Annotated in this window: 26 protein-coding genes; 24 read left to right on the forward strand and 2 right to left on the reverse strand. The window is 42.4% G+C overall.

Features of this window, described 5'->3' with window-relative positions; translation table 11 throughout:
• Window positions 1-14: 14 nt before the first annotated feature.
• The 12 genes from nuoL to IHV10_RS08780 all read left to right on the forward strand — a co-directional run bounded on the left by nuoL (window position 15) and on the right by IHV10_RS08780 (window position 12,676).
• Window positions 15-1,883 carry an NADH-quinone oxidoreductase subunit L gene (gene nuoL / locus IHV10_RS08725; RefSeq protein WP_197128315.1) on the forward strand — a complete coding sequence of 623 codons (1,869 nt, stop codon included), beginning with the start codon at window positions 15-17 and terminating at the stop codon, window positions 1,881-1,883.
• The gene (locus tag IHV10_RS08730) at window positions 1,880-3,397 is read left to right on the forward strand and encodes a complex I subunit 4 family protein (protein ID WP_197128316.1); all 1,518 of its coding nucleotides are present in this window, start codon (window positions 1,880-1,882) and stop codon (window positions 3,395-3,397) included. The genes nuoL and IHV10_RS08730 overlap by 4 nt, the downstream gene beginning before the upstream one ends.
• Window positions 3,398-3,400: 3 nt before the next feature.
• Window positions 3,401-4,933, forward strand: a complete 1,533-nt coding sequence (gene nuoN / locus IHV10_RS08735) for an NADH-quinone oxidoreductase subunit NuoN (protein WP_197128317.1) — start codon at window positions 3,401-3,403, stop codon at window positions 4,931-4,933.
• A 748-nt stretch (window positions 4,934-5,681) separates the two neighbouring features.
• Entirely contained in the window at window positions 5,682-5,915 is a 234-nt protein-coding gene (locus IHV10_RS08740) for a DUF1146 family protein (protein ID WP_137791098.1), read from the forward strand.
• A gap of 109 nt (window positions 5,916-6,024) precedes the next feature.
• Window positions 6,025-6,771 carry a YwmB family TATA-box binding protein gene (locus IHV10_RS08745; RefSeq protein WP_197128318.1) on the forward strand — a complete coding sequence of 249 codons (747 nt, stop codon included), beginning with the start codon at window positions 6,025-6,027 and terminating at the stop codon, window positions 6,769-6,771.
• Between the two features lie 30 nt (window positions 6,772-6,801).
• The gene (gene murA / locus IHV10_RS08750) at window positions 6,802-8,115 is read left to right on the forward strand and encodes a UDP-N-acetylglucosamine 1-carboxyvinyltransferase (protein ID WP_197128319.1); all 1,314 of its coding nucleotides are present in this window, start codon (window positions 6,802-6,804) and stop codon (window positions 8,113-8,115) included.
• A 340-nt stretch (window positions 8,116-8,455) separates the two neighbouring features.
• A complete protein-coding gene (locus IHV10_RS08755; protein ID WP_137791095.1) occupies window positions 8,456-8,602 on the forward strand; it encodes a lmo0937 family membrane protein in 147 nt (48 codons plus the stop codon).
• 225 nt (window positions 8,603-8,827) lie between these two features.
• The gene (locus IHV10_RS08760) at window positions 8,828-10,495 is read left to right on the forward strand and encodes a M4 family metallopeptidase (RefSeq protein ID WP_197128320.1); all 1,668 of its coding nucleotides are present in this window, start codon (window positions 8,828-8,830) and stop codon (window positions 10,493-10,495) included.
• Between the two features lie 133 nt (window positions 10,496-10,628).
• Entirely contained in the window at window positions 10,629-11,339 is a 711-nt protein-coding gene (locus IHV10_RS08765; protein ID WP_197128321.1) for a DUF421 domain-containing protein, read from the forward strand.
• A 1-nt stretch (window position 11,340) separates the two neighbouring features.
• Window positions 11,341-12,045: a YetF domain-containing protein gene (locus tag IHV10_RS08770; RefSeq protein WP_197128322.1), complete on the forward strand. Its 705-nt coding sequence runs from the start codon at window positions 11,341-11,343 to the stop codon at window positions 12,043-12,045.
• Between the two features lie 120 nt (window positions 12,046-12,165).
• Window positions 12,166-12,369, forward strand: a complete 204-nt coding sequence (locus IHV10_RS08775) for a helix-turn-helix transcriptional regulator (protein ID WP_197128323.1) — start codon at window positions 12,166-12,168, stop codon at window positions 12,367-12,369.
• 4 nt (window positions 12,370-12,373) lie between these two features.
• Window positions 12,374-12,676, forward strand: a complete 303-nt coding sequence (locus tag IHV10_RS08780) for a hypothetical protein (protein ID WP_197128324.1) — start codon at window positions 12,374-12,376, stop codon at window positions 12,674-12,676.
• A gap of 68 nt (window positions 12,677-12,744) precedes the next feature.
• Here the strand turns inward: IHV10_RS08780 and IHV10_RS08785 are convergent, their stop codons facing one another.
• Window positions 12,745-13,359: a DUF3298 and DUF4163 domain-containing protein gene (locus tag IHV10_RS08785; RefSeq protein ID WP_197128325.1), complete on the reverse strand. Its 615-nt coding sequence runs from the start codon at window positions 13,357-13,359 to the stop codon at window positions 12,745-12,747.
• Between the two features lie 184 nt (window positions 13,360-13,543).
• Between IHV10_RS08785 and spoIID the strand changes: the two genes are divergently transcribed.
• From spoIID to IHV10_RS08830, 9 genes are all read left to right on the forward strand, one after another.
• On the forward strand, window positions 13,544-14,584 hold the full coding sequence (gene spoIID, locus IHV10_RS08790; protein ID WP_370629657.1) for a stage II sporulation protein D: 1,041 nt from the start codon (window positions 13,544-13,546) through the stop codon (window positions 14,582-14,584).
• Window positions 14,585-14,769: 185 nt separating this feature from the next.
• Window positions 14,770-15,753: a M23 family metallopeptidase gene (locus tag IHV10_RS08795; RefSeq protein ID WP_197128327.1), complete on the forward strand. Its 984-nt coding sequence runs from the start codon at window positions 14,770-14,772 to the stop codon at window positions 15,751-15,753.
• Window positions 15,754-16,285: 532 nt separating this feature from the next.
• Window positions 16,286-16,552, forward strand: coding sequence for a sporulation transcriptional regulator SpoIIID (spoIIID, locus tag IHV10_RS08800; RefSeq protein ID WP_007203593.1), 267 nt, complete (start codon window positions 16,286-16,288; stop codon window positions 16,550-16,552).
• Window positions 16,553-16,747: 195 nt separating this feature from the next.
• Entirely contained in the window at window positions 16,748-17,743 is a 996-nt protein-coding gene (locus IHV10_RS08805; RefSeq protein ID WP_197128328.1) for a rod shape-determining protein, read from the forward strand.
• Window positions 17,744-18,125: 382 nt separating this feature from the next.
• The gene (locus IHV10_RS08810) at window positions 18,126-18,959 is read left to right on the forward strand and encodes a flagellar hook-basal body protein (protein WP_197128329.1); all 834 of its coding nucleotides are present in this window, start codon (window positions 18,126-18,128) and stop codon (window positions 18,957-18,959) included.
• An 11-nt stretch (window positions 18,960-18,970) separates the two neighbouring features.
• Entirely contained in the window at window positions 18,971-19,798 is an 828-nt protein-coding gene (locus IHV10_RS08815; protein WP_197128330.1) for a flagellar hook-basal body protein, read from the forward strand.
• A gap of 15 nt (window positions 19,799-19,813) precedes the next feature.
• Window positions 19,814-20,101 carry a DNA-directed RNA polymerase subunit beta gene (locus tag IHV10_RS08820; protein ID WP_231619488.1) on the forward strand — a complete coding sequence of 96 codons (288 nt, stop codon included), beginning with the start codon at window positions 19,814-19,816 and terminating at the stop codon, window positions 20,099-20,101.
• A gap of 137 nt (window positions 20,102-20,238) precedes the next feature.
• On the forward strand, window positions 20,239-20,664 hold the full coding sequence (gene fabZ / locus IHV10_RS08825; protein WP_066398842.1) for a 3-hydroxyacyl-ACP dehydratase FabZ: 426 nt from the start codon (window positions 20,239-20,241) through the stop codon (window positions 20,662-20,664).
• 146 nt (window positions 20,665-20,810) lie between these two features.
• Entirely contained in the window at window positions 20,811-21,488 is a 678-nt protein-coding gene (locus IHV10_RS08830) for an HAD family hydrolase (RefSeq protein WP_197128331.1), read from the forward strand.
• Between the two features lie 277 nt (window positions 21,489-21,765).
• Here the strand turns inward: IHV10_RS08830 and IHV10_RS08835 are convergent, their stop codons facing one another.
• Complete coding sequence (locus IHV10_RS08835; protein ID WP_197128332.1) at window positions 21,766-22,800, reverse strand: class I SAM-dependent methyltransferase; 1,035 nt, start codon at window positions 22,798-22,800, stop codon at window positions 21,766-21,768.
• 125 nt (window positions 22,801-22,925) lie between these two features.
• Here IHV10_RS08835 and IHV10_RS08840 point away from each other — a divergent pair, with 125 nt between their 5' ends.
• The 3 genes from IHV10_RS08840 to IHV10_RS08850 all read left to right on the forward strand — a co-directional run bounded on the left by IHV10_RS08840 (window position 22,926) and on the right by IHV10_RS08850 (window position 24,361).
• A complete protein-coding gene (locus IHV10_RS08840; protein ID WP_370629658.1) occupies window positions 22,926-23,522 on the forward strand; it encodes an SGNH/GDSL hydrolase family protein in 597 nt (198 codons plus the stop codon).
• A 21-nt stretch (window positions 23,523-23,543) separates the two neighbouring features.
• Window positions 23,544-24,020: a GNAT family N-acetyltransferase gene (locus IHV10_RS08845; protein ID WP_197128334.1), complete on the forward strand. Its 477-nt coding sequence runs from the start codon at window positions 23,544-23,546 to the stop codon at window positions 24,018-24,020.
• Window positions 24,021-24,184: 164 nt separating this feature from the next.
• Complete coding sequence (locus tag IHV10_RS08850; protein ID WP_197128335.1) at window positions 24,185-24,361, forward strand: hypothetical protein; 177 nt, start codon at window positions 24,185-24,187, stop codon at window positions 24,359-24,361.
• Window positions 24,362-24,481 lie beyond the last annotated feature (120 nt).

Below are 24,481 nucleotides of genomic sequence, written 5' to 3' on the forward strand. Positions count from 1 at the left end.
GGAGATGGACGATTATGTTGCAGAATAGTTGGCTTATACCGTTGTTCCCGCTTTTATCCTTCGTTTTATTGCTGATTTTCAGAAAATCAAAAAGTGAGGGCACTGCATGGATCGGTGTGCTTCTAACCGGATTATCGCTCATTCTTTCTATCGGGGTTTGGATGGCGGTGTGGCAAGGTGACGGAATTAAGGTTGAAGGCACTTGGTTTGAGATTGGTGAGCAGGCCATCACGATGGGATATGAAGTCAATCCGCTTAATGCTCTTATGCTTGTGATCGTTTCACTCGTCAGTTTTCTTGTACATCTTTATTCAAAAGGATACATGCATGGCGATGAACGGTTTCCTGTGTTCTTTGCGTATTTAGGATTGTTTTCGTTTGCGATGCTCGGCCTCGTTCTATCTCCGAATCTATTACAGCTCTATATGTTTTGGGAGCTTGTAGGACTTGGTTCGTTTCTGTTGATCGGATTCTACTATTTTAAACCAGAAGCAAAAGCCGCAGCGAAAAAGGCTTTTGTGATGACCCGAATTGGGGACGTTGGTCTTTTTATCGGTATGGTTTTGCTATTTTGGCAAGTTGGTAGTTTTGAATATGACGAAATTTTTGCTGCAGTTCGAAATGGTGATATATCTTCTGGCATGCTGACACTTACGGCTTTATGTATCTTTGTAGGAGCGATCGGAAAATCAGGTCAGCTACCTCTTCATACGTGGCTTCCGGACGCGATGGAAGGTCCAACACCAGTATCAGCGCTCATTCATGCGGCAACGATGGTTGCAGCTGGGGTGTACTTGGTCGCTGCGATGTATCCGCTCTTCCAAGCTTCAGAAACGGCACTAACGGTCGTTGCTGTAGTAGGGGGAGTAACGGCGATTTTTGCAGCTTCGATCGGACTTATGCAAAAAGACATCAAACGCGTGCTGGCGTACTCAACGGTCAGTCAGCTAGGGTACATGATGCTCGCACTTGGCGCATCCGGCTATGTGGCAGGTATCTTTCACCTGACGACGCACGCATTCTTTAAAGCGTTATTGTTCTTAGCTGCAGGAAGCGTGATCCATGCTGTACATACACAAAACATCGATGAGATGGGCGGACTTTGGAAAAAGCTCCGGCTGACAGGACCTCTCTTTTTAATCGGTGCACTCGCGATTTCAGGAGTTCCGCTATTATCCGGTTTCTTTTCAAAAGATGAGATCCTAGCAAGTACGTACGCAGATGGTCGTTACGGATTGTTCTGGCTGGCAGTCGTGGCAGCTTTTATGACGGCGTTTTATATGTTCCGTCTATTTTTCCTTGTGTTTACAGGAAAACCACGCGGTGATCAGAGTGGGGTACATGAGTCACCAAGTGTTATGACGCTTCCGATGATTGTACTAGGTGTTCTAGCAATCGTGGCAGGCTATCTGAATACAGCTTGGTTCGGTACGTTTTTAACGGATTACTTAGCAGGAGGTCCTGTTGAACTAGCGCATGGAGATCATCACGGTCCTAGCTGGATTCCGATCGTGGCGACAGCAGCGTCTCTTTTAGGAATCGGGCTTGCTTATCTGATCTACCAAAAAGGAGCGCTTTCACGCGATTGGATCACTCGATCGTTGCCAGGACTTAGCAACGTGATCTACAACAAGTGGTACGTTGATGAAGGATACGACGCAACTTTCGTTAAAGGAACGAAGGGTTTGAGCAAGCTTGGTGTCTTGTTTGATAGATATATCGTAGACGGACTCGTGGCAGCCGTTGTGAGTGCTGTTCAAGGACTGAGTAAGCTGGGGTCGCGCCTTCAAAATGGGCAGGTCCAATCTTACGGAACTTTCGCCATCTTTGGCATCGTGATTTTATTGCTGATCGTCGCATTAACAGGGGGGTACTTCACATGAACACATGGCTTCTATCGATCTTAATCCTTTCCCCTTTGTTAGGCGTTTTGGTTTTGATCTTTACTCCATCTCAAGATGAGAAATCGATCAAATGGATTGGAATCTTAGGAACGTTGTTTCCGCTAGGTACCGCACTTGTTACATTGTCGGCCTTTAATATGTCGAGTAAAGGTCTTCAACTAGCTGAGAAATTCCAGTGGGTATCTTATGAAGTCTTTCAAACGAATGGTGATGTGAGCTATCCGATCTTTTATGAAGTCGGTGTTAACGGTCTATCGATGGTGCTCATCTTATTAACAACGGTAGTGAGTGTCCTTGCTGCCATTGCATCCTTTTCGATCAAAAAGAATTGGAAAAGTTACTTCATATTGTTCTTTTTGCTTGAAATGGGCATGATTGGCGTGTTCGCCGCACAAAATTTATTTTTGTTCTTTATTTTCTTTGAGATCACACTCATTCCGATGTTCTTTCTCATCGGACGATGGGGTTATCTTGAAAAAGAAAAAGCTGCGTACAGTTTTTTGATCTATAACGGGGTAGGTTCAGCCATCCTTCTGATTGCGTTCGTGGCGATGTTCATGAAGACGGGAACGATGAATTTTGAGCAGCTGGCTTACACATTCTCGCTTCCGCAATCTGAACTGAACGAGATGAACATCACGAAGGGTTTTAAGATGGGGATGCTGATTGCACTTCTACTCGCGTTTGCTGTCAAGCTGCCGGTTGCACCGCTTCACTCTTGGATGGTGAGGGTCCACGTTCAAGCGCCACCGCCGATCGTTATGCTTCACTCAGGAATTCTTTTGAAAATTGGGGCGTACGGTCTGATCGTTTTTGGGGCAGGGCTGTTTCCGGATCAGTTTGAGTCACTCGCTTTTATCATCGGATTGTTTGGCGTGATCAATCTGCTTTACGGAGCATTCTTGGCACTCACACAACGTGATATGAAGCGCGTCTTAGCGTATTCATCTGTCTCGCATATGGGAATCGTTCTGATCGGGCTCGCCGCATTAAACGAAGCGGGTATGACGGGTGCAGTGTTCCAAGTCGTTTCACACGGATTGATCTCGGCGCTGTTGTTCTTCTTAGTAGGCGTTCTGTATGAACGGTCGGGTTCATCTCAGTTAAAAGACTTTGGTGGGGTAGCCAAAAGGATGCCGATCTTTGCAGGAGTCTTGCTCGCAGGGGGACTCGCATCATTAGGACTTCCGGGAATGTCAGGTTTTATCAGTGAGTTCATGGCGTTTTTAGGATTGTTTGAGACGATGCCCGTGTTAGCAGCTGTAGGAACGTTAGGGCTGATCTTAACAGCCGTCTATGTGCTCCGCGCGGTGTTAGCGATAACGTTTGGTACTGAAAAAGAACTATCGAACGTACATGATCTTTCATCAACAGAACGAATTCCGGCGTTTATCTTGCTTGCAGCGATTTTGTTCATCGGCATCTATCCTGCATGGTTAAGTGATATGCTCCGTCCAACATTAGATAGTATTCTGCTAGGGTTAGGGGGCTAAATCATGGATCTAGATACTTTATTATCGTTTAGATGGAGCGTCATGCTTCCTGAATTTATTATCTTAGGTGTTGCGACCCTTTTATCTGTCATCGATCTTTTTATGAAAAAAGAATCGAGCCGGAAACCGCTAGCTTGGCTTGCTGGAGCAGGTATTCTAGCTGCCCTCATCACCATTTTTATGCAGCTCGATATAGAAGTAACATCCATTCTGTATGATACGTACAGACTTGATTCGTTCTCAAAAGCGTTTAAGATTCTGCTTTTGTTAGGAACGTTATTAGTGATTGTTCTTTCTTCTAATTATAAAAAAGAAGATCTCGAGGAAAACCGGGGAGAGTTTTATTACTTACTCCTTGCAGCATTATTAGGAGCTATGATGATGGCATCTAGTGCTGATTTAATCACATTGTTTGTCGGTCTGGAGCTTCTCTCTCTTTCTTCTTATGTAATGGCGGGACTTGAGAGGCGCAATAAACGAAGCAACGAATCAGCGTTCAAGTATATTGTGTCTGGCGGAATCGCTACGGCTATCACCCTTTTTGGAATGAGTTACATTTTTGGGCTTACCGGAGAGACGAATCTGTTCAAGATTGCAGAGAACATGGGGAACGTTGAGTTGTTAGAGCACAGCTTTCTCATCGTCTTTGCGTTCATCATCACGTTTGCCGGACTAACGTTCAAGATCGCGGCTGCTCCACTACACATGTGGGCACCAGATGTATATGAAGGTGCGCCTGTTCCGGTTACAGCATTCTTGAGTGTCGTGTCCAAAACAGCAGGCTTTGTGATCTTGCTACGAGTAATCATCATCTGTTTTATTGCGGCTCCAGGCATTGATAGTGAACCAATCCTGCTGCAAGTTCAGCCGTATGTGATGGTATTGGCTGCGGCAACGATGATCATTGGTAACGTTACAGCGCTTCGTCAACGAAATATAAAAAGAATGTTTGCGTATTCGTCTATCGCACAAGCGGGTTACATTTTAGTACCGTTCGTGTCAAATTCGTCATTAATTTTCGAACTGATCTGGTTCTATCTGCTGGCGTACTTGTTTATGAACATTGGCGCGTTTACCGTCATTCAGCTTTTAACAAGTCAAGAAGGTTCAAATGATATCGGCGTTTTCCGCGGATTGTTTCGACGCTCCCCGTGGCTCGCGGTTCCGATGACGTTCTTTATTCTTTCTCTTGCTGGAATTCCCATCACAGCTGGATTTATCGGTAAGTTTGGAATCTTTATGGGCGCGCTTGGACTTGAGCAGCCACAATATTGGCTGGCTGCTGTAATGATGGCAACCACGCTCGTATCGTACGTGTATTACTTTAACATCATTGCGATCATGTTTTTCCGAGACAGTGAAGGAACGAAGGTTTCAATCCCAGGTGGAATGGCTGCCGTACTCGCTTTCTGTGCAGCATCCGTTCTAATTTTAGGGATAATGCCAGATCTCGCACTCGATTTCTTTTACGGTAACTTTGATGTGAATGAATTCTTTATGCAGATCGAAACAGAAGTTCATACACATGATCATTGATTGCTGAGCACAAAAGGTAGTCCATCAACCTTCTCCTTAGTTGGAGGTTGGTGGGCTTTTTTTTGTTTTCTTAAGGGGTATCCGCTAATCGATCGTTGTCGATTTTTTGAAGATTCGCCGTATTATATTAAAACCGCGCCGAATTAATACATCTGAAGGTTGTTCCCTTTTAAATCTTTTTATTTACTACTTTGACTGTCGATTGAAGTGAAGGATGCGAGACTCCTGCGGGACAGGTGGGCAGTCCTCAAAGTAGAGGTGGCTCGTTCAGTCCCGACAAGCAAAAGGTGAATGGGTTTGAAGGCGCACTTTGCCTTCTTAACCATTTAACTTTTGACCTCGAGGGGCTAGCGACTGCAACTAGCCAGGTGAGACACTTAAGAGTGAAACGTACGAATGTGGCTCACCGCCTGCCCCGCGGAAAGCGAGTATCTGAAACGGAAATCAACTACTTCCAAAAACAACAAAGCTTATGAAAACAGCTTTAAAGTAAATCTCGACCCTACCCGAAAAAAATCCTCAAAAAAATAAGCCAAAACTACCGTAACTTCTTACGTTTTGCTTCGTCTAATCATAGTGAAACGACTATCTTTATGAACTTACATTTATTAGTCGTTACAACTTTTTGAACTTATCGAAAGAAAGGGCTTTCAAAACACCTTACTAGGGAAAAAGTATCTATCTAAAATGTTGGGAAAGACGTATGCTTAAGATGTCGAAATATGTAATGAGGAGGTCAGACTTTTAAATGATTCCAATCGGACAACAAGCTTTGTTACATATCATCGTACATCTATTGTTTCTCGTGATCTCTTGGTGGGCATTGCAGGCCGTTCATTTTGATAAATGGATCAAAAAAGGAAAGGTCATGCAAGCTAGAGTGTTATATATACTTTTAGTGATCAGCTTAGCAAGCATTGCGAGCGATTTCTTTCTTAAGTATCTACAGTATTCCAAAAATCTTAGTCAGCTATTTGGATGATTTCACAACTGTTACAGAAGTAGTGGACTTGTCGGAATATGACTACAACTTCCACGGATATCCTCTGTTTCATTGGCAACAATGAGAAATAGAGAGGATGTGCTGGGGAATGAAAAAATGGACGATGACGATTACAGCGATTTTGCTATTGGTTATGATTACTTCTGGATATGCAAAAACAGATGAAAAAACAAATGAAGTTACACATATAATAGACGTTCTAAAGAAGAGCGGGGCAACGCCTGACAAATGGACTATGTATTTTCGTGGTCAAACAGGTTTTGCATCCAAAGGACTAGGGTATGTAAAACAAGCAGAAGAGCTAAAACGTAATTATCCTGAATTTAGCTGGGTGGTAACTGAAGATGAAGCCGGACATTATAAAATGACCGGACTATTTGAACGTAATGATATCGGGGTTAGAGAGAAAATGACCGTCATTACATACCCCCAAAAAGAACAAACTGCATCGTATTTTATTTATGCGGTTGAAGGACTTGTAAATGCAAATCAAAATTGGAAAGATATCCAGAACCTGATTGATAGCCGTGTTGAACAATCAATTGGAGGAAATCCCAAAATTTTCTCTTGTGTTACCGGTACATACGGTGATAAAATGGTGGTTGATTTGTATTCGCAAGCAAATGAATTGGTACGCGCCTTTTCTGGTGATCCTGTCGAGGAACTAAAAGAAGAGACGTTTGTGTCGCTTTCTGCATATACTGAGCAGTGGGAACAAGCGATTTATACCGGTCATCAACATAAAATGAATCTTCAGGTGGCACTGCGATCTGAAGGATTGGGCAGCGGAACAACTGTCACAATTGGCACACCAATAATTACGTCTGAATATTAATATACAAATTGGACGCGGAGGGGAATATCGTTGGAAAAAATCATTGTCCGTGGTGGTAGGCGGTTAGAAGGCTCTGTTCGAGTTGAAGGAGCTAAGAATGCCGTACTTCCTGTCATCGCAGCATCCATTTTAGCAAGTAAGGGCAAAAGCACAATTAAAGACGTGCCGAGTCTAGCTGATGTGTTTACGATTAACGAAGTATTACGTTATTTAAATATTGATGTAGCATTTGAAAACGGTGAAATTTCTGTTGATGCTACAAACGAATTGAAAACTGAAGCACCATTTGAGTATGTCCGCAAAATGAGAGCATCATTCCTAGTTATGGGACCGTTGCTTGCTCGTGTTGGATTGTCTCGTATCGCACTTCCAGGAGGATGCGCGATTGGATCACGTCCGATCGATCAGCATCTAAAAGGATTTGAAGCGATGGGTGCAACAGTAAAGATTGGGAACGGATTTATCGAAGCAAAAATTGATGGCCGCTTGCAAGGTGCAAAGATTTATTTAGACTTCCCTAGTGTAGGAGCTACTGAGAATATCATGATGGCTGCAACACTTGCTGAAGGAACGACTATCATCGAAAACGCTGCAAAAGAACCAGAAATCGTGTGTCTAGCTAACTACTTGAACGCGATGGGTGCTACAGTAATCGGTGCCGGAACAGGTACGATCCGCATCGTCGGAGCTGAAGAACTTGTTGGTGCTGAGCACACTGTAGTTCCAGACCGTATTGAAGCTGGTACGTATATGGTAGCAGCAGCGATCACACAAGGTGACGTTTTAGTTGAAAATGCAATCGCAGAACACCTACGTCCTTTAATCGCAAAAATGGAAGAGATGGGTGTACAGATTCAAGAAGAAGGAAACGGACTTCGTGTTCGCGGACCTCGTGAATTGAAACCTGTTGATATTAAAACAATGCCACATCCAGGATTCCCGACTGACCTTCAGTCGCAAATGATGGCGCTATTGCTTCGTGCGAACGGAACAAGCGTAATCACGGAAACTGTATTCGAAAACCGTTTCATGCACGTGGAAGAATTCCGCCGCATGAATGGTGATATTAAAATTGAAGGCCGTTCTTCTGTAATCAACGGACCTGTAAATCTGCAAGGTGCTGAGGTTGCTTCAACTGACCTTCGCGCAGGTGCTGCTTTGGTACTTGCTGGGCTTGTCGCTGATGGTTACACTCGTGTAACTGAATTGAAGCACATCGACCGTGGATACGTTGATTTCACTGGGAAATTGGCTGCATTAGGTGCTGACATCGAGCGTGTAAACGAAGATGTGAAAACAACGCCTGCAAAAGAAGAGCAATCATTAAAAAGTAATTTAGCATAATATATGATAAGAGGAACCCTTTCTCATTGTTGGAGGAAGGGTTTTTCTGTTTTCTTAGTGATCCTGTAGTTATGAAAGCTGTATTTCAATTTTACGGTACGCGTTCTTATATTTTGTTACACGTTCGCCGGTAAACTTGTGGTGAGCACCTGAAAAAGTGTGTAGTTCCACCTGAACGCAGCCCCTTTTAACCGGTGATTCATGTTCAACCACCTGAAAATGATATTTTTCCACCGAGATCCAAGATTTTAGAGGCGTCATCCGTTTAATTCATAGCGTATTCGGGAAATCTAAACCGTATACTTATACTTTTTTATATTAATGAAGGGATGTCGAGCTCATGCTTTGGACCATTATCGGAATATTAGTTGTACTGTGGTTATTAGGTGTCATTTTTAAAGTAGCCGGCGGTATCATTCATATCTTACTTGTAATCGCCTTGATCGTTTTTGTTTTAAATTTTATTAAAGGCCGAAAATCGAAATAGCTGTAAAAGCTGGCTTTCATAGTCAGCTTTTTTTAATGGAAAATTTTTGTCTTATTTTCTCGAACAAAGACAAAAAAACAGTTCTTATTACCTGCTTTTTGTTGAAAATTTTTGCTTTTAGTACGATATAATCAAAATTTTAAGAATAGTTTGAAAATAAAAAGAAAGGTGCTATTATAAATCCACTGGCTTTAAAATTCATGAAGCAAAGGGGATTGGGAAGGGATGAAAAAGCAATTATCAGTATGGGGTTTAGCGCTTGGTCTTGCCGTAAGTCCGTTAGCAGCAGGACAAGTATCAGCGGAGGCACCTGTGAATGTTTTATCAACAAAAAAGATGAACAGCATAACGGGCACACCGTCTTTTGTATCTGGAAAACTGTCTGAGGCTTCTTCAAAATCGGCAAAGGATGTTGTATTCAATTACCTTCAAAAAGAATCGAAAACATTTAAATTAGGAACTCAAAAAGCACAGGACTCGTTCAAGGTAAAGTCTGTTACAAAGGATGAGTTGGGCAGACAATTAGTGCGAATCCAGCAAACCTATAAAGGAGTTCCAATTTGGGGCTCGACACAAGTTGCGCATGTTAACGAAAAGGGAGAGCTCGTTGTATTTTCAGGAACGGTTACTCCTGATCTTCAAAGTAAACCAGGGTTAGGGTTCGCTAAAAAGATTACAGCTGCAAAAGCGGTAACAGTTGCTGTTAAAGACCTCGGTTTCACACCGGAATATGAAGCAGATCCAACATCTGAACTGGTTGTGTATACAAATGGAGATAAAGCCACTTATGCCTACTTGGTGAACTTGAACTTTTTATCGCCTGAACCAGGAAACTATAATTATTTTGTAGACGCCGTTACAGGCAAGATCCTGAATTCTTATAACGACTTGGATGAAGCGCATGGTGATCATAAAGCACCGCCAACGGGTGGAGGATCGTTAGTAGGAACGAATGCGATTGGTACAGGGACGGGTGTCCTTGGCGATACGAAATCACTCAACACATTATTATCGAGCGGTAAGTACTACCTGCAAGATAACACACGAGGAAACGGCGTATTTACATACGATGCCAAGAACCGTCAACAGCTACCGGGCACACTTTGGGCAGATGCGGATAACAAGCTGAACGCGACCTATGACAGAGCGGCTGTAGATGCTCACTATTATGCAGGTGCGACGTACGATTATTATAAAGAAGTCTTCAACCGCAACTCGTATGACAATAAAGGAGCAGCATTAAAATCAACGGTTCACTATGGCCGTAATTACAACAACGCGTTCTGGAACGGACAGCAGATGGTCTACGGTGATGGCGACGGATCGACGTTCGTCTCATTATCAGGCGGGTTGGATGTTGTCGCCCATGAATTAACACATGCAGTTACGGATTTCTCATCAGATCTGATCTATCAAAACGAGTCTGGTGCATTGAACGAAGCGATGTCCGATATTTTCGGAACATTAGTCGAGCACCATGAAAATAACAACCCGGACTATGAGATCGGAGAAGATATCTACACACCAGGAACGCCAAATGACGCGCTTCGTTCGATGAGCGATCCGACGAAATACCAAGATCCTGATCATTACTCGGTTCGCTATACAGGAACAGGTGACAATGGCGGAGTGCATATCAACAGCGGTATCATCAACAAAGCGGCATACTTGCTGGCAGTCGGTGGAACGCATTATGGTGTAACGGTTCCGGCGATCGGCAACCAAAAAGTTGGAGCGATCTACTACCGCGCGAACACGGTATACTTAACAGCTTCATCAAACTTCAGCCAAGCAAGAGCAGCTCTTGTTCAATCAGCATCTGACCTTTATGGAGCAACCTCTCCAGAAGTAGCAGCGGTTAAAAAATCGTATGATGCAGTTGGTGTGAACTAAATTTTATTGCCAAACCCTGATCTCTGTGTGAGAGGTCAGGGTTTTTTATCGTTATCAAATAATTATTAGGAGAATTGGGAAGTTTAACCTGTAGTTACAAATTTAATAGGTCACCCATAAAGGAAGATGAAATATGGAATTGAAACATGTTTTATTTGAAGCAGAGGATTTAAGTATTATTGAACAAGTCTTTAGAACTTCCTTGCTCTATTTTTTGTTATTCGCGTCTGATAAAGCAATGGGCTTTAAGCAGAATGCTATTACGACTCCTTATAACTTCATAATGGCAGCTGGTATCAGTCATATTTCTGCTACTAGAATCGTAGTTCCTGATTCAAGGCCGATCGATGCTTTTGCAATAATCATTGTTTATACCATTTTTATGCTTTGTTTTACTTACTTTGGGTACCTTAAGCTACCGTCGATTGTATCGCAAACGCCTACTATCATCGTAAAAAACGGGAAAATCATAAAGAAAAATTTAAAGAAAACGAGGCTAACACTTGATAATGTATTATCCATTTTACGAGTGAAAGATGCTTTTAATCTTGAAAAAGTGAAGTTTCTAGTAGCAGAAACAACCGGTGATTTTAGTGTTGCCATCGACAGTAAAGATCAGCCCGTAACTAAATCTTCTGTGGGTATACCAACGACTCCAAATGAGCTATCTCAACTTGTCATATATGAAGGGAGAGTGGATCAGCGGGTGCTGAAGAAAAACAACCTTGACCATGATTGGTTAAACCAGCAGTTACAAATACTTAATATTCAAGCGATAAATGATGTTTTCGTTGGGATTCTCACTCCTGAGAAAACACTTTACATAAACCGGCAGGAGGTTTAAGATGCCTCAAGTTTTTGGTGAGTTAAAAGATATTACATTGATGGGGTATGTTATTCGAACAATTCTTGTAGGGGTTATAGTCTTCTTGGTCGGAAGGTTTGTGACGAAAAGGTCCTTTAGCCAAATGACGACCTTTGACTTTGCATTGATCTGGATACTAGGAGCCCTTACTGTATCTCCCTTATTAGAAGGGGATGTGACTTTTACAAGGACGATCACCCCTATATTAACGCTTTTCTTCTGGCATACCGCACTCAGTATGATTTCTTTAAAGAGCAGGTCTTTTGCTCATTTTTTTAATGGAAAACCATTGCTGATTATTGATGATGGGAAAATCATCAGGAAACATTTAAAAAAACACTTTATGAATATTGATCTTTTGCTAGCTGAGCTTAGGATTAGAAAAGTTTTCGATATATCAGAGGTTAGGTATTGCATGTTAGAGCCGAATGGTCAGCTGAGCATCATGAAATACAGTGCACACGATCCAGTTACAGCGTCAGATATGAAAACTGCAGTATCTCCAGTTGACATCCCGTTAGTGGTGATAAATGATGGGAAACTTTTTGAAGAGAATCTTAAAACAGCAAACGTAGATCTGACGTGGCTAAAAGAAAACTTGAAAACACATCAAGTGGACTGCGTGGAGTCCGTGTATTTGGCAACTGTTGATCAAGATAAAAAATTGTATGTTTCAAAAAGATAGAGCTGAAATCGTAACGGAATCCGTTGCGATTTTTTGTTGAGATTTCAATATTCACTTTACAAAATATGTAAAAGTAAAGTATACTTTACGTAAAGTTAGCTTTACGTAAGGGTGATTCATTTGGAACATCGTATTAAAGAACTTAGATCGAGATGTGGCTGGACCCAAGAACAACTGTCCGAAAAACTTGGGGTTTCCAGACAAACCGTAATATCAATCGAGAACGGCCGATACAATCCTTCATTAGAGCTTGCCTATAACATCGCACAATTATTTCGGCTTAGCATCGAAGAAGTTTTTATTTTCGAGAAGGGGAGTGACTGAAAAAGTGGGTTTAGACCAGTTGTTAGCATTACTAGGATTGTTACTTGGGGTATTAGGCGGTCTTTTTGGGCTCTGGTGGGGGAGAAAGTTAGCAGCACGAAAGAGAGGAATCGATGAAAGGTATGAAAATATTGCCGTGAAGGCTCTTGCGAATGGGTGGAGAGTCACTTTAGTTTATATTTCTGTTTTATTTATTTTATTGGTAATGGGAATTAAGTTATCTGTTGCACCTGTTTTAGGGACGCTTTTATTGATTCATATGGCAGGATGGGCATTATCATTTATTTATTATCAGATTAAGTTTTAATGAAATAGATAGGATATAAAAAACATCCAGACTTAAAAATCTGGATGTTTTTTGTCTGGTCCCATAAATTACAGACCATTCACGGCCATTTTTCCGAGCGGTCCGTTCTCATCAATGATATCCTGTAGATCAAAAACAGAGATAGGAAACATGGGAAAGCCATATACATAGGCGGTGATCTCGTATAGCTGAAAATAGATCACGAGTGATTTATCAGCGATATAAAAATCTTGGTCTGGCCGGATGCTTTTGAATGGTTCGAGCGTGTCAATCTGCCTGGCTTTAAGCTGTTCTTTTATATGACGATTGATCACTTCCACATAATTACTTCCGGATTTAAATAGATCTTTTAACTGATACGTTTTTCCTGAAGAAAGATCCCACGTCTCTGATTTGATATACGTCATTCCATGAGCGGCCATGGGCGTATAGGCAAAATTTAAGAAACCGATGCTCAAGATGTTCTTTTCGTTCGTTTTGACGGCAAACTCCCCATACATGCCTGGACGGGCCTCGGGATTCTGGTAATTCGCGAGCTGCTCGTTGATCTGAACGATTCTTCGGTTTACTTGCTGCTCAATACGAGGATTGATCTTTCCTTCGATCTGCGGGTAGTAAATCTTAATATTGCCAGGTGCATACGTGAGCGTACGAACCAAGACAGGAGGTTGAAAACTGTCCATGCTGTTCACCCTTTCGTGCCGATCATCTCTTCATATTATGCGAGGAAATGCCTGTCTCAGTCTGCGTATATAAAACTTGTAAACCGGTATGTTCTTCATTGTAAAAATGCTAGTTTCGTGTTCTAAATTCCCGCCTTTTTGTATAAGTTGTATGGTAGATAACAATCTAGGAGGGCATGGGAACGTGAATGTAAATATCAAGCCGCTGATTTGGATTCTAGCTATTTTTGTCGCTATCATCGTCCTTCTCCCGACGATACTCGTACTACCATTTTCGTCAGCACCTCCCCAGTGGAAAGAAGAGAAGTCTGCACTCCCATCTGAGAGAGTGCTAGCTTTAGAAGTCCCGCATTCAGACATCGTCGTGCCTGTTTTCAGAAAATCGATGGATACGGTTCAAAACATCCCGTTAGAAGAGTATGTAGCCGGAGTGGTCGCTTCTGAAATGCCTGCAGACTTTGAGCTAGAAGCGCTGAAAGCACAAGCGTTAACCGCACGGACGTTTATTGTAAAAGCTCTACTAAACCGCGGCAAAGACGATAGTCTGCCAGAAGGTGCGGTCGTGTCAGACACGGTGATGCATCAAGTGTACAAAGGAAACGAAGAGCTAGAGACGCTTTGGGGAGATGATTTCAACAAAAAGATAGAGAAGATCATCAAAGCGGTCTCTGAGACAAAAGGACAGATTTTAACGTATGAAGGAGATCCGATTCAAGCGAGTTTCTTTTCCACAAGCAATGGCTTTACCGTTAATTCCGAGGACTATTGGAAAAACGAATATCCGTATTTACGAAGTGTAGAAAGTCCGTGGGATAAAAAAGAGTCTCCGAAATATACAGAGACCGTCCAGCTGCCTGTCAGCACGGTAGAACAGAAACTCGGCGTTTCGCTAACAAAAGATGGCCAGATCGGAAAAGTCGTAGCCACAACAAGTGGAAAACGAATCGGCAAGTGGGTGATTGGTAAAAAAGAGTTCACCGGAAAAGAAGTACGAGAGAAGCTGGAGCTGCGGTCGACGGATTTCCAGATGAAGAAAAAAGGAAAGCAAGTTACCGTGACAACCAGAGGATACGGTCATGGAGTGGGGTTGAGCCAATATGGCGCGAACGGAATGGCAAAGGAAGGGAAGTCGTATAAAGAGATCGTGAATCATTATTACAAAGGGATAGAGATAACGGATTATAAACCGCTCGCTGATAAGGGGCTCGCGTATCAGCCTCAGTAAATTGTGTGGAAATTGTAGGGGGTCTGACCCGGGTCAGACCCCCTCTTTATCGTTGTTAGGAAACCGCTAGATGTCATAAGGCATTCGGCGGTTTTTCAATTGTCGAAAGAAATCTTCAAAAAAGTTTTGCACCAAAGTATATATTTTCAGAATTCTGTTCAAACTTGTTGCTGAGGTGATGAAAAATGAAAGAAGAAGAAAAACAAAACAAAAAAACAGTACCGATGAAAGGTAAGAGTGCTATGAAAAAACGTTGGGTTTATCCTGCAGTATATTTAAGCTTTGCAGCAGTCATTTTAACTTCTGTTCTATGGTATCAAAATGATGCGAAGAATACGGAGAATAATAATACTCCAGATAGCGCATTAGAGGACAATGGAGCAGCAGTGCCTGTATCCCTTACAAAAGAAGTTTTCCAGATGCCCGTTTCTGACCCTGAAGCCATTGAAGTGGTAAAAGATTTCTTTAGCCCAGAAGCTCCAGCTCAAGAACAAGAAGCAGCTCTTGTATTCTATAACAATATCTACTACCAAAACCGAGGTATCGATCTAGCAACTGCTGATAACAAAGCATTCGACGTAACTGCAGCATTAAGTGGTAACGTTGTAAAAGTTGCAAAAGATCCTGCACTAGGATTCGTAGTAGAAGTAGAGCATGACAAAGGTGTAGTCACACACTACTCATCACTTGCTTCTGTCTCTGTTAAGCAAGGTGACCAAGTGAAGCAAGGCGCAGTTTTAGGACAAGCTGGTGAGAACGCATACGATACTGATGCGAAGATCCACGCACACTTCGAAGTTCGTAAAGACGGAGAAGCAGTCGACCCAGTGATGGCTTGGGATCAATCTGTTGCACAACTTGCAACCGCTGTTGATGACTCTCGTAAAGAGATGAAAAAAGCGGAAGAGAAAAAAGCAGTAGAAGAGCAGAAGAAAGCTGAAGAGAAAAAGCCTGCTGAAGAAAAGAAGCCAGCACCAAAGGCTGAAGACAAAGGTTCTAAAGACACTAAGGACACAAAAGATTCTAAAGGTACAAAAGATACAAAAGATACGAAAGACACGAAGGATGGCAAAGATGGAAAAGATGCCAATCGTGAGCAAGAATCATCATCTCAATCAGCCGAAGATACGAATGCTCCTGCAGCAGACGACTCTGGCGCTAACGAATAATAGCAAAAAGGAAGCTGTCTCGGTTCAATCCGAGGCAGTTTTTTTATTTTTATCTAAAGTTCAACCGTTTATCGGTGAACCAATTCACTTTTTTAGGTGGTCTCGATTGCATTACCGGTGTAACGAAGCAGTTCTCAGGTGGTCACAGAAGTTTTACCGGTGAAAAAGCACGGTTACCGGCGAACGCATCATACATATAAAAACACGTACCGTAAAAAATATTTCCATCATTCTTATCAATTAAATAACTTAATTTTCCAACTGTTTATGAAGGTTTTTTCACAAATATGGACATTTCCCCTTGTCCCAGTTGAGATTTAGGCATATAACGAAAACTTGGTTAATAAGATGTTACAAAACCTACAATAATTCAATTGAGGGTGAGCGGTGAGAAATCGTACTATGGCTGCGGTGGAAAAAGGGGAATGGAAGCAATACTTATAAGCCGAAGATGACAACGAAACTTGTCACGTAGCTTGTTCATACAAGTCTCTATCGCATCTCTCACATCCATTTTAGGGAGGCGAGTGGTGTGCACGATTACATCAAAGAGCGAACCATCAAGATAGGACGGTATATCGTGGAGACAAGAAAAACAGTCCGCATGATCGCAAAAGAATTCGGGGTTTCCAAAAGCACGGTGCATAAAGACCTCACCGAGCGGCTGCCTGAAATTAATCCAGATCTTGCAAACAACGTAAAAGAGATCCTCGAATACCATAAGTCCATCCGCCACTTGAGAGGTGGAGAAGCGACTCGCGTAAAGTACAAAAAAGGCACAGAGGAAGTTGTTCAGTAAGTTTATGAGAATGAAGGATGTTAGATGAAACAAAATTACATTATGTGCCGCATCGTTCCAGTATCAAATAATTAATTTTTGACAATATTTCACCTTGTTCGACAGACTTGTGATATAATGATAAATTGGATAGAACTTCGATTTTTTACTAAAAATGTCATTATATCGTATGGATGTTAACAGGGAGGATATAACATGTTTTCAAGGGACGTTGGAATTGACCTTGGTACCGCTAATGTACTGATTTATGTAAAAGGAAAAGGGATCGTACTCGATGAGCCATCTGTCGTTGCGATCGACACGAATACCGGAAAAGCACTCGCTGTAGGAGAAGAAGCCCGCCGAATGGTAGGCCGTACGCCTGGGAACATCGTGGCGATCCGCCCGTTAAAAGACGGCGTTATCGCTGACTTTGAAGTAACTGAGCAGATGCTGAAACATTTTATTAATAAGATTAACGTAAAAGGCATGTTTGCCAAGCCTAGAATCTTGATCTGTACACCAACGAACATTACGTCCGTTGAACAAAAAGCGATCAGAGAAGCTGCGCAAAAGTGCGGAGCGAAACATATTTTTCTTGAAGAAGAGCCAAAAGTGGCTGCAATTGGGGCGGGGATGGATATCTTCCAGCCGAGCGGCAATATGGTTGTGGACATCGGTGGTGGCACAACTGACATTGCGGTCTTGAGCATGGGAGATATCGTTACGTCCTCTTCTATTAAAATGGCTGGGGACAAGTTCGATACTGAAATCCTTCAATATATTAAAAAAGAGTACAAGCTGTTGATCGGTGAACGTACGGCTGAAAATATTAAATTGAACGTAGCTACCGTTTACGAGCGTGACGAAGAGCTCGAGATCCGTGGCCGTGACATGGTATCAGGACTTCCACGTACGATTACAGTAGGTTCAAAAGAAATTCAACGCGCATTGATGGAGCCAGTGATGGTGATCGTTCAAGCGGCAAAGAGCGTTCTAGAAAAAACGCCGCCTGAATTATCCGCTGACATTATCGACCGTGGTATCATGCTAACAGGTGGTGGAGCGCTTCTTCACGGAATCGACCAGCTGTTTGCAGATGAATTAAAAGTACCTGTATTGATCGCAGAAGAGCCGATGAGAGCCGTAGCGAACGGAACAGGCTTAATGCTTGAACATATGGATAAGATCGCGAAAAGAAAAGTATTTTAATGATGGAAATGCCGCCCAATGTGGGTGGCATTTTGTTTTTGTATGAAGAAATGGAAGGCTAGAGAAGCGCGAAAAACAGCTTCTAGGCCGTAAATCTAACTTTCTAGGCCCTCAAAATAATTTATAGTCCTTGAAATTATTTTATAGGCCTTTGAAAAAATTTATAGTCCTTCAAATTCATTTATAGGCTTTTCGACAAACAAGCGGGTTCGCACCTCTTCTTGAAAACTTCAAGCTTCCTTCATCACTCCTAAAGCAAGTCCGTCATCATGAAAAAAGAATCTCACAATTTTTACAGAAATCTATTAATAATTGTAAAAAACTGTCGATACAACGGATGAGACATATTGTGTCCAGATTACAAATACAGGAGGAATACTCCGTGTTAAGAGGCTTTTATAATGCTGCAGCTGGCATGCTGGCACAGCAGCGCAAACAAGAAATTTTAACAAACAACATGGCGAATGCGAATACGCCTGGATATAAAGCGGACAATGCGAGTCTGCGCACGTTTCCAACGATGCTGCTTCAGCATATGGGAGAGACGGAAATGAACGGTAAGAAGCTGCCGAACAATTACCCGATCGGACCAGCGGCACTCTCAACAGGTGTATACGTTCAGGAAACTGCACCTAACTTTTTGCAAGGTGACATGCGCGAAACGGGAATCAAAACAGATATGGCGCTTCTTCAAGGACAAGTTCCACTTGACCCGCAAACAGGTAAGCCGGGCGGACTGTTTTTTAGATTGAACGTGAACGGAGAAGAACGCTTTACGAGGAATGGTCATTTTTCAGTGGATGCAGAAGGTAGTCTTGTAACGCCGGAAGGAAATTATGTGCTTGGAACCGATGGTAACCGAATCACGGTGAGAAGCGACAACTTTACAGTGAACAAAGACGGCACGGTGCTCGATAACGGTGCAGTTGCGGGGCAGATCGATGTTGCGTACATCACGAACCCTAACGATCTTGTAAAAGAAGGCTCAGGATTATTCAGACTGGATGGAAACGGGGATGCGCCGAGTGCTCTTGGGAATCCGAACATCACGTACAACGTGCAGCAAGGTTTTGTAGAACGTTCGAACGTGAACACGGAACAGACGATGACAGAGATGCTGACGGCTTATCGTGCGTTTGAAGCCAACCAAAAAGTACTTCAAGCCTATGACCGTACCATGGAAAAAGCATCGAACGAAATTGGCCGAATCGGCTAGGGGGATCAAAAATGAACCAGTCTATGATTTCAGCAGCAGTAACGATGGGGCAGCTGCAGCATAAGCTTGATACCATCTCAAATAATATGGCGAACAGCACGACGAACGGCTATAAAAGACGCGAGGCGCAATTTTCGGATATTCTTTTTCAGCAGATCAATAGTGAAGCACTGAATCCGACTGAAGCGGGCCGACTAACGCCCAACGGAATTCGACTGGGCAGCGGAGCGCGTGTTTCTTCAACTGCACTTAGTTTAGAAGCGGGCACGCTGCAACAGACTGGACGACTTCTTGATGTAGCGCTCACACAGCCTAGCTTTTATTTTCAGGTTTCGGCCGTGGATAACAACGGAAACGAAACGCAGCAGTTCACAAGGGACGGCGCGTTCTATTTATCACCGTCTGCTAACAACCCGAATCAGTTGGAACTTGTTACATCAGAAGGCAATAAAGTAATGGGTGTAGACGGACCGATTACGATTCCAGCTGATCATAGCAAAATTACCATTGGACAAAACGGCCAAGTTTCGGTAACGTTAAATAATGGAGCGATTGTTGAATCAGGACAGCTAGCGATTGTGAACATGGTTCGGCCGCAGTTGATGGTATCTGTCGGGCAGAACTTGCAAGCGCCACAGGACATTCCGTTGAATCAACTGATAGAGGAAGTAAATGCTGGAGCAGGTAACTTCGTTCAGCAAGGGGCACTCGAATCCTCGAATGTAAACATTTCCACCGAGATGACGGAAATGATTCAAACACAACGTTCTTATCAATTTAATGCGCGTTCTCTTACAATTGCTGACCAAATGATGGGGTTAGTAAACGGGCTTCGCTAAATGAGGTAGGTTTGTATGACGAATAAGATGCAAGAGTTGAATAAAAACGAAAAACCGAAAACACAGCGTTACCAAGAAAAAGAAACGTCTACTAAAGAAGAGAAGAAACAGTGGTACCAACGCCGAACGAAAAGAAGCTTTCCAATTTGGCTTCGTCTTCTGCTCCTCGTCTGTGGAATCATCGTCTGCTTTGCTGTTGGTACGATGGTTGGCTATGGCGTGATTGGTGACGGCAAACCGATGAACGTGTTTGAAAAAGAAACATGGACACACATCATCGACCTTGTAGAAAAAGATGGGTAAAGATATAATAAAAAAACAATGGCAATGAATATAGTCATTGTTTTCTTTTGATGTAAAATTAGTACCAGGTAACAATACCAAGTATAATAAAAATAGATTAGAAACCATGAGTGAAAAAAGAAAGGTGATGTTTGTATATGTTAACGATTGAAGAAATCAAAGAAATCATCCCACACCGTTATCCGTTCCTGCTGATTGACCGCATCTTAGAAGTAGAAGAAGGAGAGCGCGCTGTCGGCATCAAGAACGTTACAGCGAACGAAGAATTCTTCAACGGTCACTTCCCGGAGTATCCGGTTATGCCAGGGGTATTAATCGTGGAAGCACTCGCTCAAGTAGGTGCAGTTGCGATGCTGAAAAAAGAAGAAAACCGTGGACGCCTAGCATTCTTCGCGGGCATCGATAACTGCCGCTTTAAAAAACAAGTCGTACCAGGCGACCAACTGCGTCTAGAAGTTGAGATGACACGTGTGCGTGGTTCGATCGGTAAGGGCAAAGGAATCGCAACGGTTGATGGCCAAGTAGCCTGCGAAGTCGAGATCACCTTCGCACTAGGCAAATAGGGCAAATAGGGGTCTGACCCCACACAATTATCATAAAAGCTTGAAATGGAGCATTCCCTTAGGGTGTATGTCCTATTTCAAGCTTTCTTTTTATGCTATTTTAAATTTGAGCTTCAAAATATGGCTGCGAAGGAGAGTAAATCAGGATGAAGAATTATGAATATATCTTGTTTGACTTAGACGGCACTCTTTCTGATCCAAAAGAGGGTATCACAAAATCTGTTCAGTTTGCCCTGAGAAGAATGGGCATTGCAGAAGAGAACCTTGATCACTTAGAATCTTTCATCGGACCACCACTTCAGCAATCTTTCCAAGAATTCTATTCCTTTAATGAAACGCAGATCCGAACAGCCATCACGTACTATCGTGAAAGATTCAAGGACAGAGGCATGTACGAGAATACACTTTACGAACATATCCCTTCACTTCTTCAAGAACTCAAAGACAATGGCCATACAGTAGCAGTCGCAACCTCTAAACCTACCGTATTTGCGGAAGAAATCTTAAAGTACTTCAACATCTGCCACTATTTCGATCTGATCGTTGGCAGCAATCTCGATGGGACGCGTACAAGTAAAACGGAGATCATCCAGCACATCCTTCACCATTACAGCGATCAACCAAAGGAAACGTTCATCATGATTGGTGACAGAAAGCATGATATTATCGGCGCACATAACACAGGTATCGATTCAATAGGAGTTACATACGGATATGGTTCAATGGAAGAACTTACAAATGCAAAACCTACTTCTATTGTTAAAACTGTCTCAGAATTAAGGGAAGTCATATTGAAAAACACAACTATTCAAATCCAGAGCTGAAAATAATTGGATTAAGTGTACATGTGGAAAATACACTAATCCGATATGTCCGCATAAGATGGTCGCTGTAAAATTATTACGAGGTAATTCCTTTTATATCCGCAGATAAGCTCAATAATTCCGGGTTTAAGCTCAACAATTACGTGTATAAAATGATTTATCCGATTTTCGACATGTTTCGCTATCAATCTGTTAACTAACATCAAATATTCTAAAGACCTTACAATAAAAGAACACATCAAAAAAACCTGGAGCCTTCTCCAGGTTTCACATATTCCTATTTCGCCCTCGCCACAATTCCATTATGCACCTTAATGTAACCGTGTCGCATAATGTCCAGACCATTTTCATGCAGATAGAGCCCCATCTGCTCTAACGTCATCAGCTCCCGATACGTATGATTCATCACATCAGCCATGATCTCGTAATATAGCTTGGAACGCATTTGCGCACGAGGTGTCGTCATCACGATATAGCCACTTGGTTTCAAGAATTTTCGATGCCACTCAACGACTTCAGCTTTCATAGCGTCTGGAAAATGTTCTAACAACCCTACGCTGAGCACGATATCAAACTCTTTGCCATATGGGAGATTGCGAATATCATCCACGACATACGAGATATTGAAGTCATTTTTATAATAAACTTTGTCTCCGCCAGTCCGTGAATTTTTCCCCAAAAACGGATAAGACTCAGGAAACTCTGCGAACCGTGTATCTCGGCAGAAGGGATCATAATCCACCATCACTACCTCACCGTCAGGGTACATCGCTGACAGCTGCATCGCTTCATAGCCTTCAGCTGCACCCAAAAATAGAATGCGAGGTTTCAGAACGTCCAGTCCCTCGAACAAAGCTCTCTTTCCACGCGGATCCCAGATGCCGTCTTGAATGCGGTGCACATAATTCCAGAGGTGAATCCGCACGTAATCACCAAGTGCCGTTTTTACTTCACTAGGCTTGAAGCTTGTTAAACTTTTAAAAAAAGCGTTCTTTTTATCTCCAATCTCAGTGGGTACATCCTTAGAGAACCACTCGTGAAAGGACTGGTTGAACATCGTCCATGAGGTATGGACCGGGAGCATCCCACCGTGCGTCTGTTCCCACTCTGTTTTTTCTTTTGAAAAAGAAGTTACCTCATACGGCTTACCAATGTCTTTCCAAGTCACGGTGGACCAATCGTTCACCGTATTTACTTTTACAAACTTTTCATATTCTTTTCTGTCTCTATACTGTCGCAGATCCATTCGGTATGACGGCCGCATTTCCGTTTGGCCTAACGTTTTCGGTTGCTGAACTGCTGTTTCAAGCATGATACGACCTCCTTAAAAAAGGATTTTTTATAGATATTCAAAGAAAGAATGTAAAATCCTTTAAAACCTAACATTTCGCTTCAACGTGATAAAATAGAATAAAGAAAACAGGGAGGGAAATGGAGATGAAGATTATTTTTATCGGTGACAGCATTACAGCTTCAAATAAAAACACAGACGCAGATCGACTGGGTGACGGTTACGTTCGCATGATTAAAGAAGTCTTGCCAAAGGAAGTAACAGTGATCAATAAAGGTGTGAACGGACATCGCGTGACAGACCTCGCTTTTCGGTGGCAGCGAGATGTAATCGATCTTGAGCCTGATCTTTTATCTGTTTCCATTGGAATCAACGATGTGTGGAGACAGCTCGACAGCCCTCAAATGCAGCAGATCGATGTTACTCAGTTTGAAGAGGTTTACCGAGGCTTGTTATCTCAACTTTCAACAAAAACAAAACTTGTCTTAATGGAACCTACGATTATAAAGGAAAACACAGAATCTCAAGGAAATCAGCTGTTGATGCCGTACGTGGAAGTGGTCCGAAAGTTAGCAACAGAATTTGATGCGGTGCTCGTACCTACGCATGAAATTTTTCTCAACCATCTAAACAAAAAGCCAGATGTGTCCTTAACAACAGACGGTGTACATATGAGACGAAAAGGAAACGAACTTATGGCAAAAACTTGGTTGGAAGCGGCAGAATCACTCGTTACCCTATAAAACTGAACAGGAGTTACATAGATGGCAAACACAACACTAACATTCTTTCACGAGATACATCGAGAAGCGTTAAATGCATTTTATTTACCACAGGAGCAAGAAAAATTCACGGCTATGCCGAATGATGCTTTAAAGAAATGTGAAAAAGATCAGGGGCGTCATCCTGTAGTTATTGAGGGTGACAACAAAACAGTCGGCTTTTTCGTTCTGCATAAGGGTGAGAACATTGGAGATTTTACCGCAAACCCGAACGCTATGGTCATTCGTGCTTTATCCATCAATCACCCTGAGCAAGGAAAGGGGTATGCAAAAGTTGCGATGCTCCAGCTTCCTCTGTTTGTTTCCAAACACTTTCCGGAAGTAAACGAGCTCATTTTAGCCGTAAACTTTAAGAACGATTCTGCAAAAAAGCTTTACGAAAAAGTAGGTTTTGTAGATCGCGGTCAGATCAAACCTGGTCCAGTCGGGCCGCAATATGTGCTGCATTATGATCTATAATTATTAAGCTAATATAAAGCTGATTTTAGTATTGTAAAGTGTTGGTTATGACTTGGTAAATTGCGTCTTTTCGGTTTTTTTTCATGATATATTCTGAACAGGGACAAAGAAATCCCATACTCATGCAAAAATCATAATGAAAATCCGAAGGGAGCAATTGAACAATGAGCAAAACGTTTTTGGCTAAAATCGGAGCATCTCTTTTGGCAATATTTTTGATCACTGCATGTAGCAACTCGGAAGACACAAATACTGAAGAAGATACAAGCACAGAACAATCTGATACTCAAGAAGAAGAAACTTCAACAGATGAGGAATCAACAGAAGAGTCAGCTGAATAAGATAAAAGAAGTGCCGGGCCTCTACCTACCAGAGAGGACCCGGTTTTTTGTTGTTTGAAGTAATTTGATATGGGACGAGCAAATTTCACTGCAAGGTGCGTGCATCTTATAAAATTTCAC

Origin of the sequence: Fictibacillus sp. 5RED26 (assembly GCF_015903895.1) — a bacterium.
Lineage (GTDB): Bacteria > Bacillota > Bacilli > Bacillales > Fictibacillaceae > Fictibacillus > Fictibacillus phosphorivorans.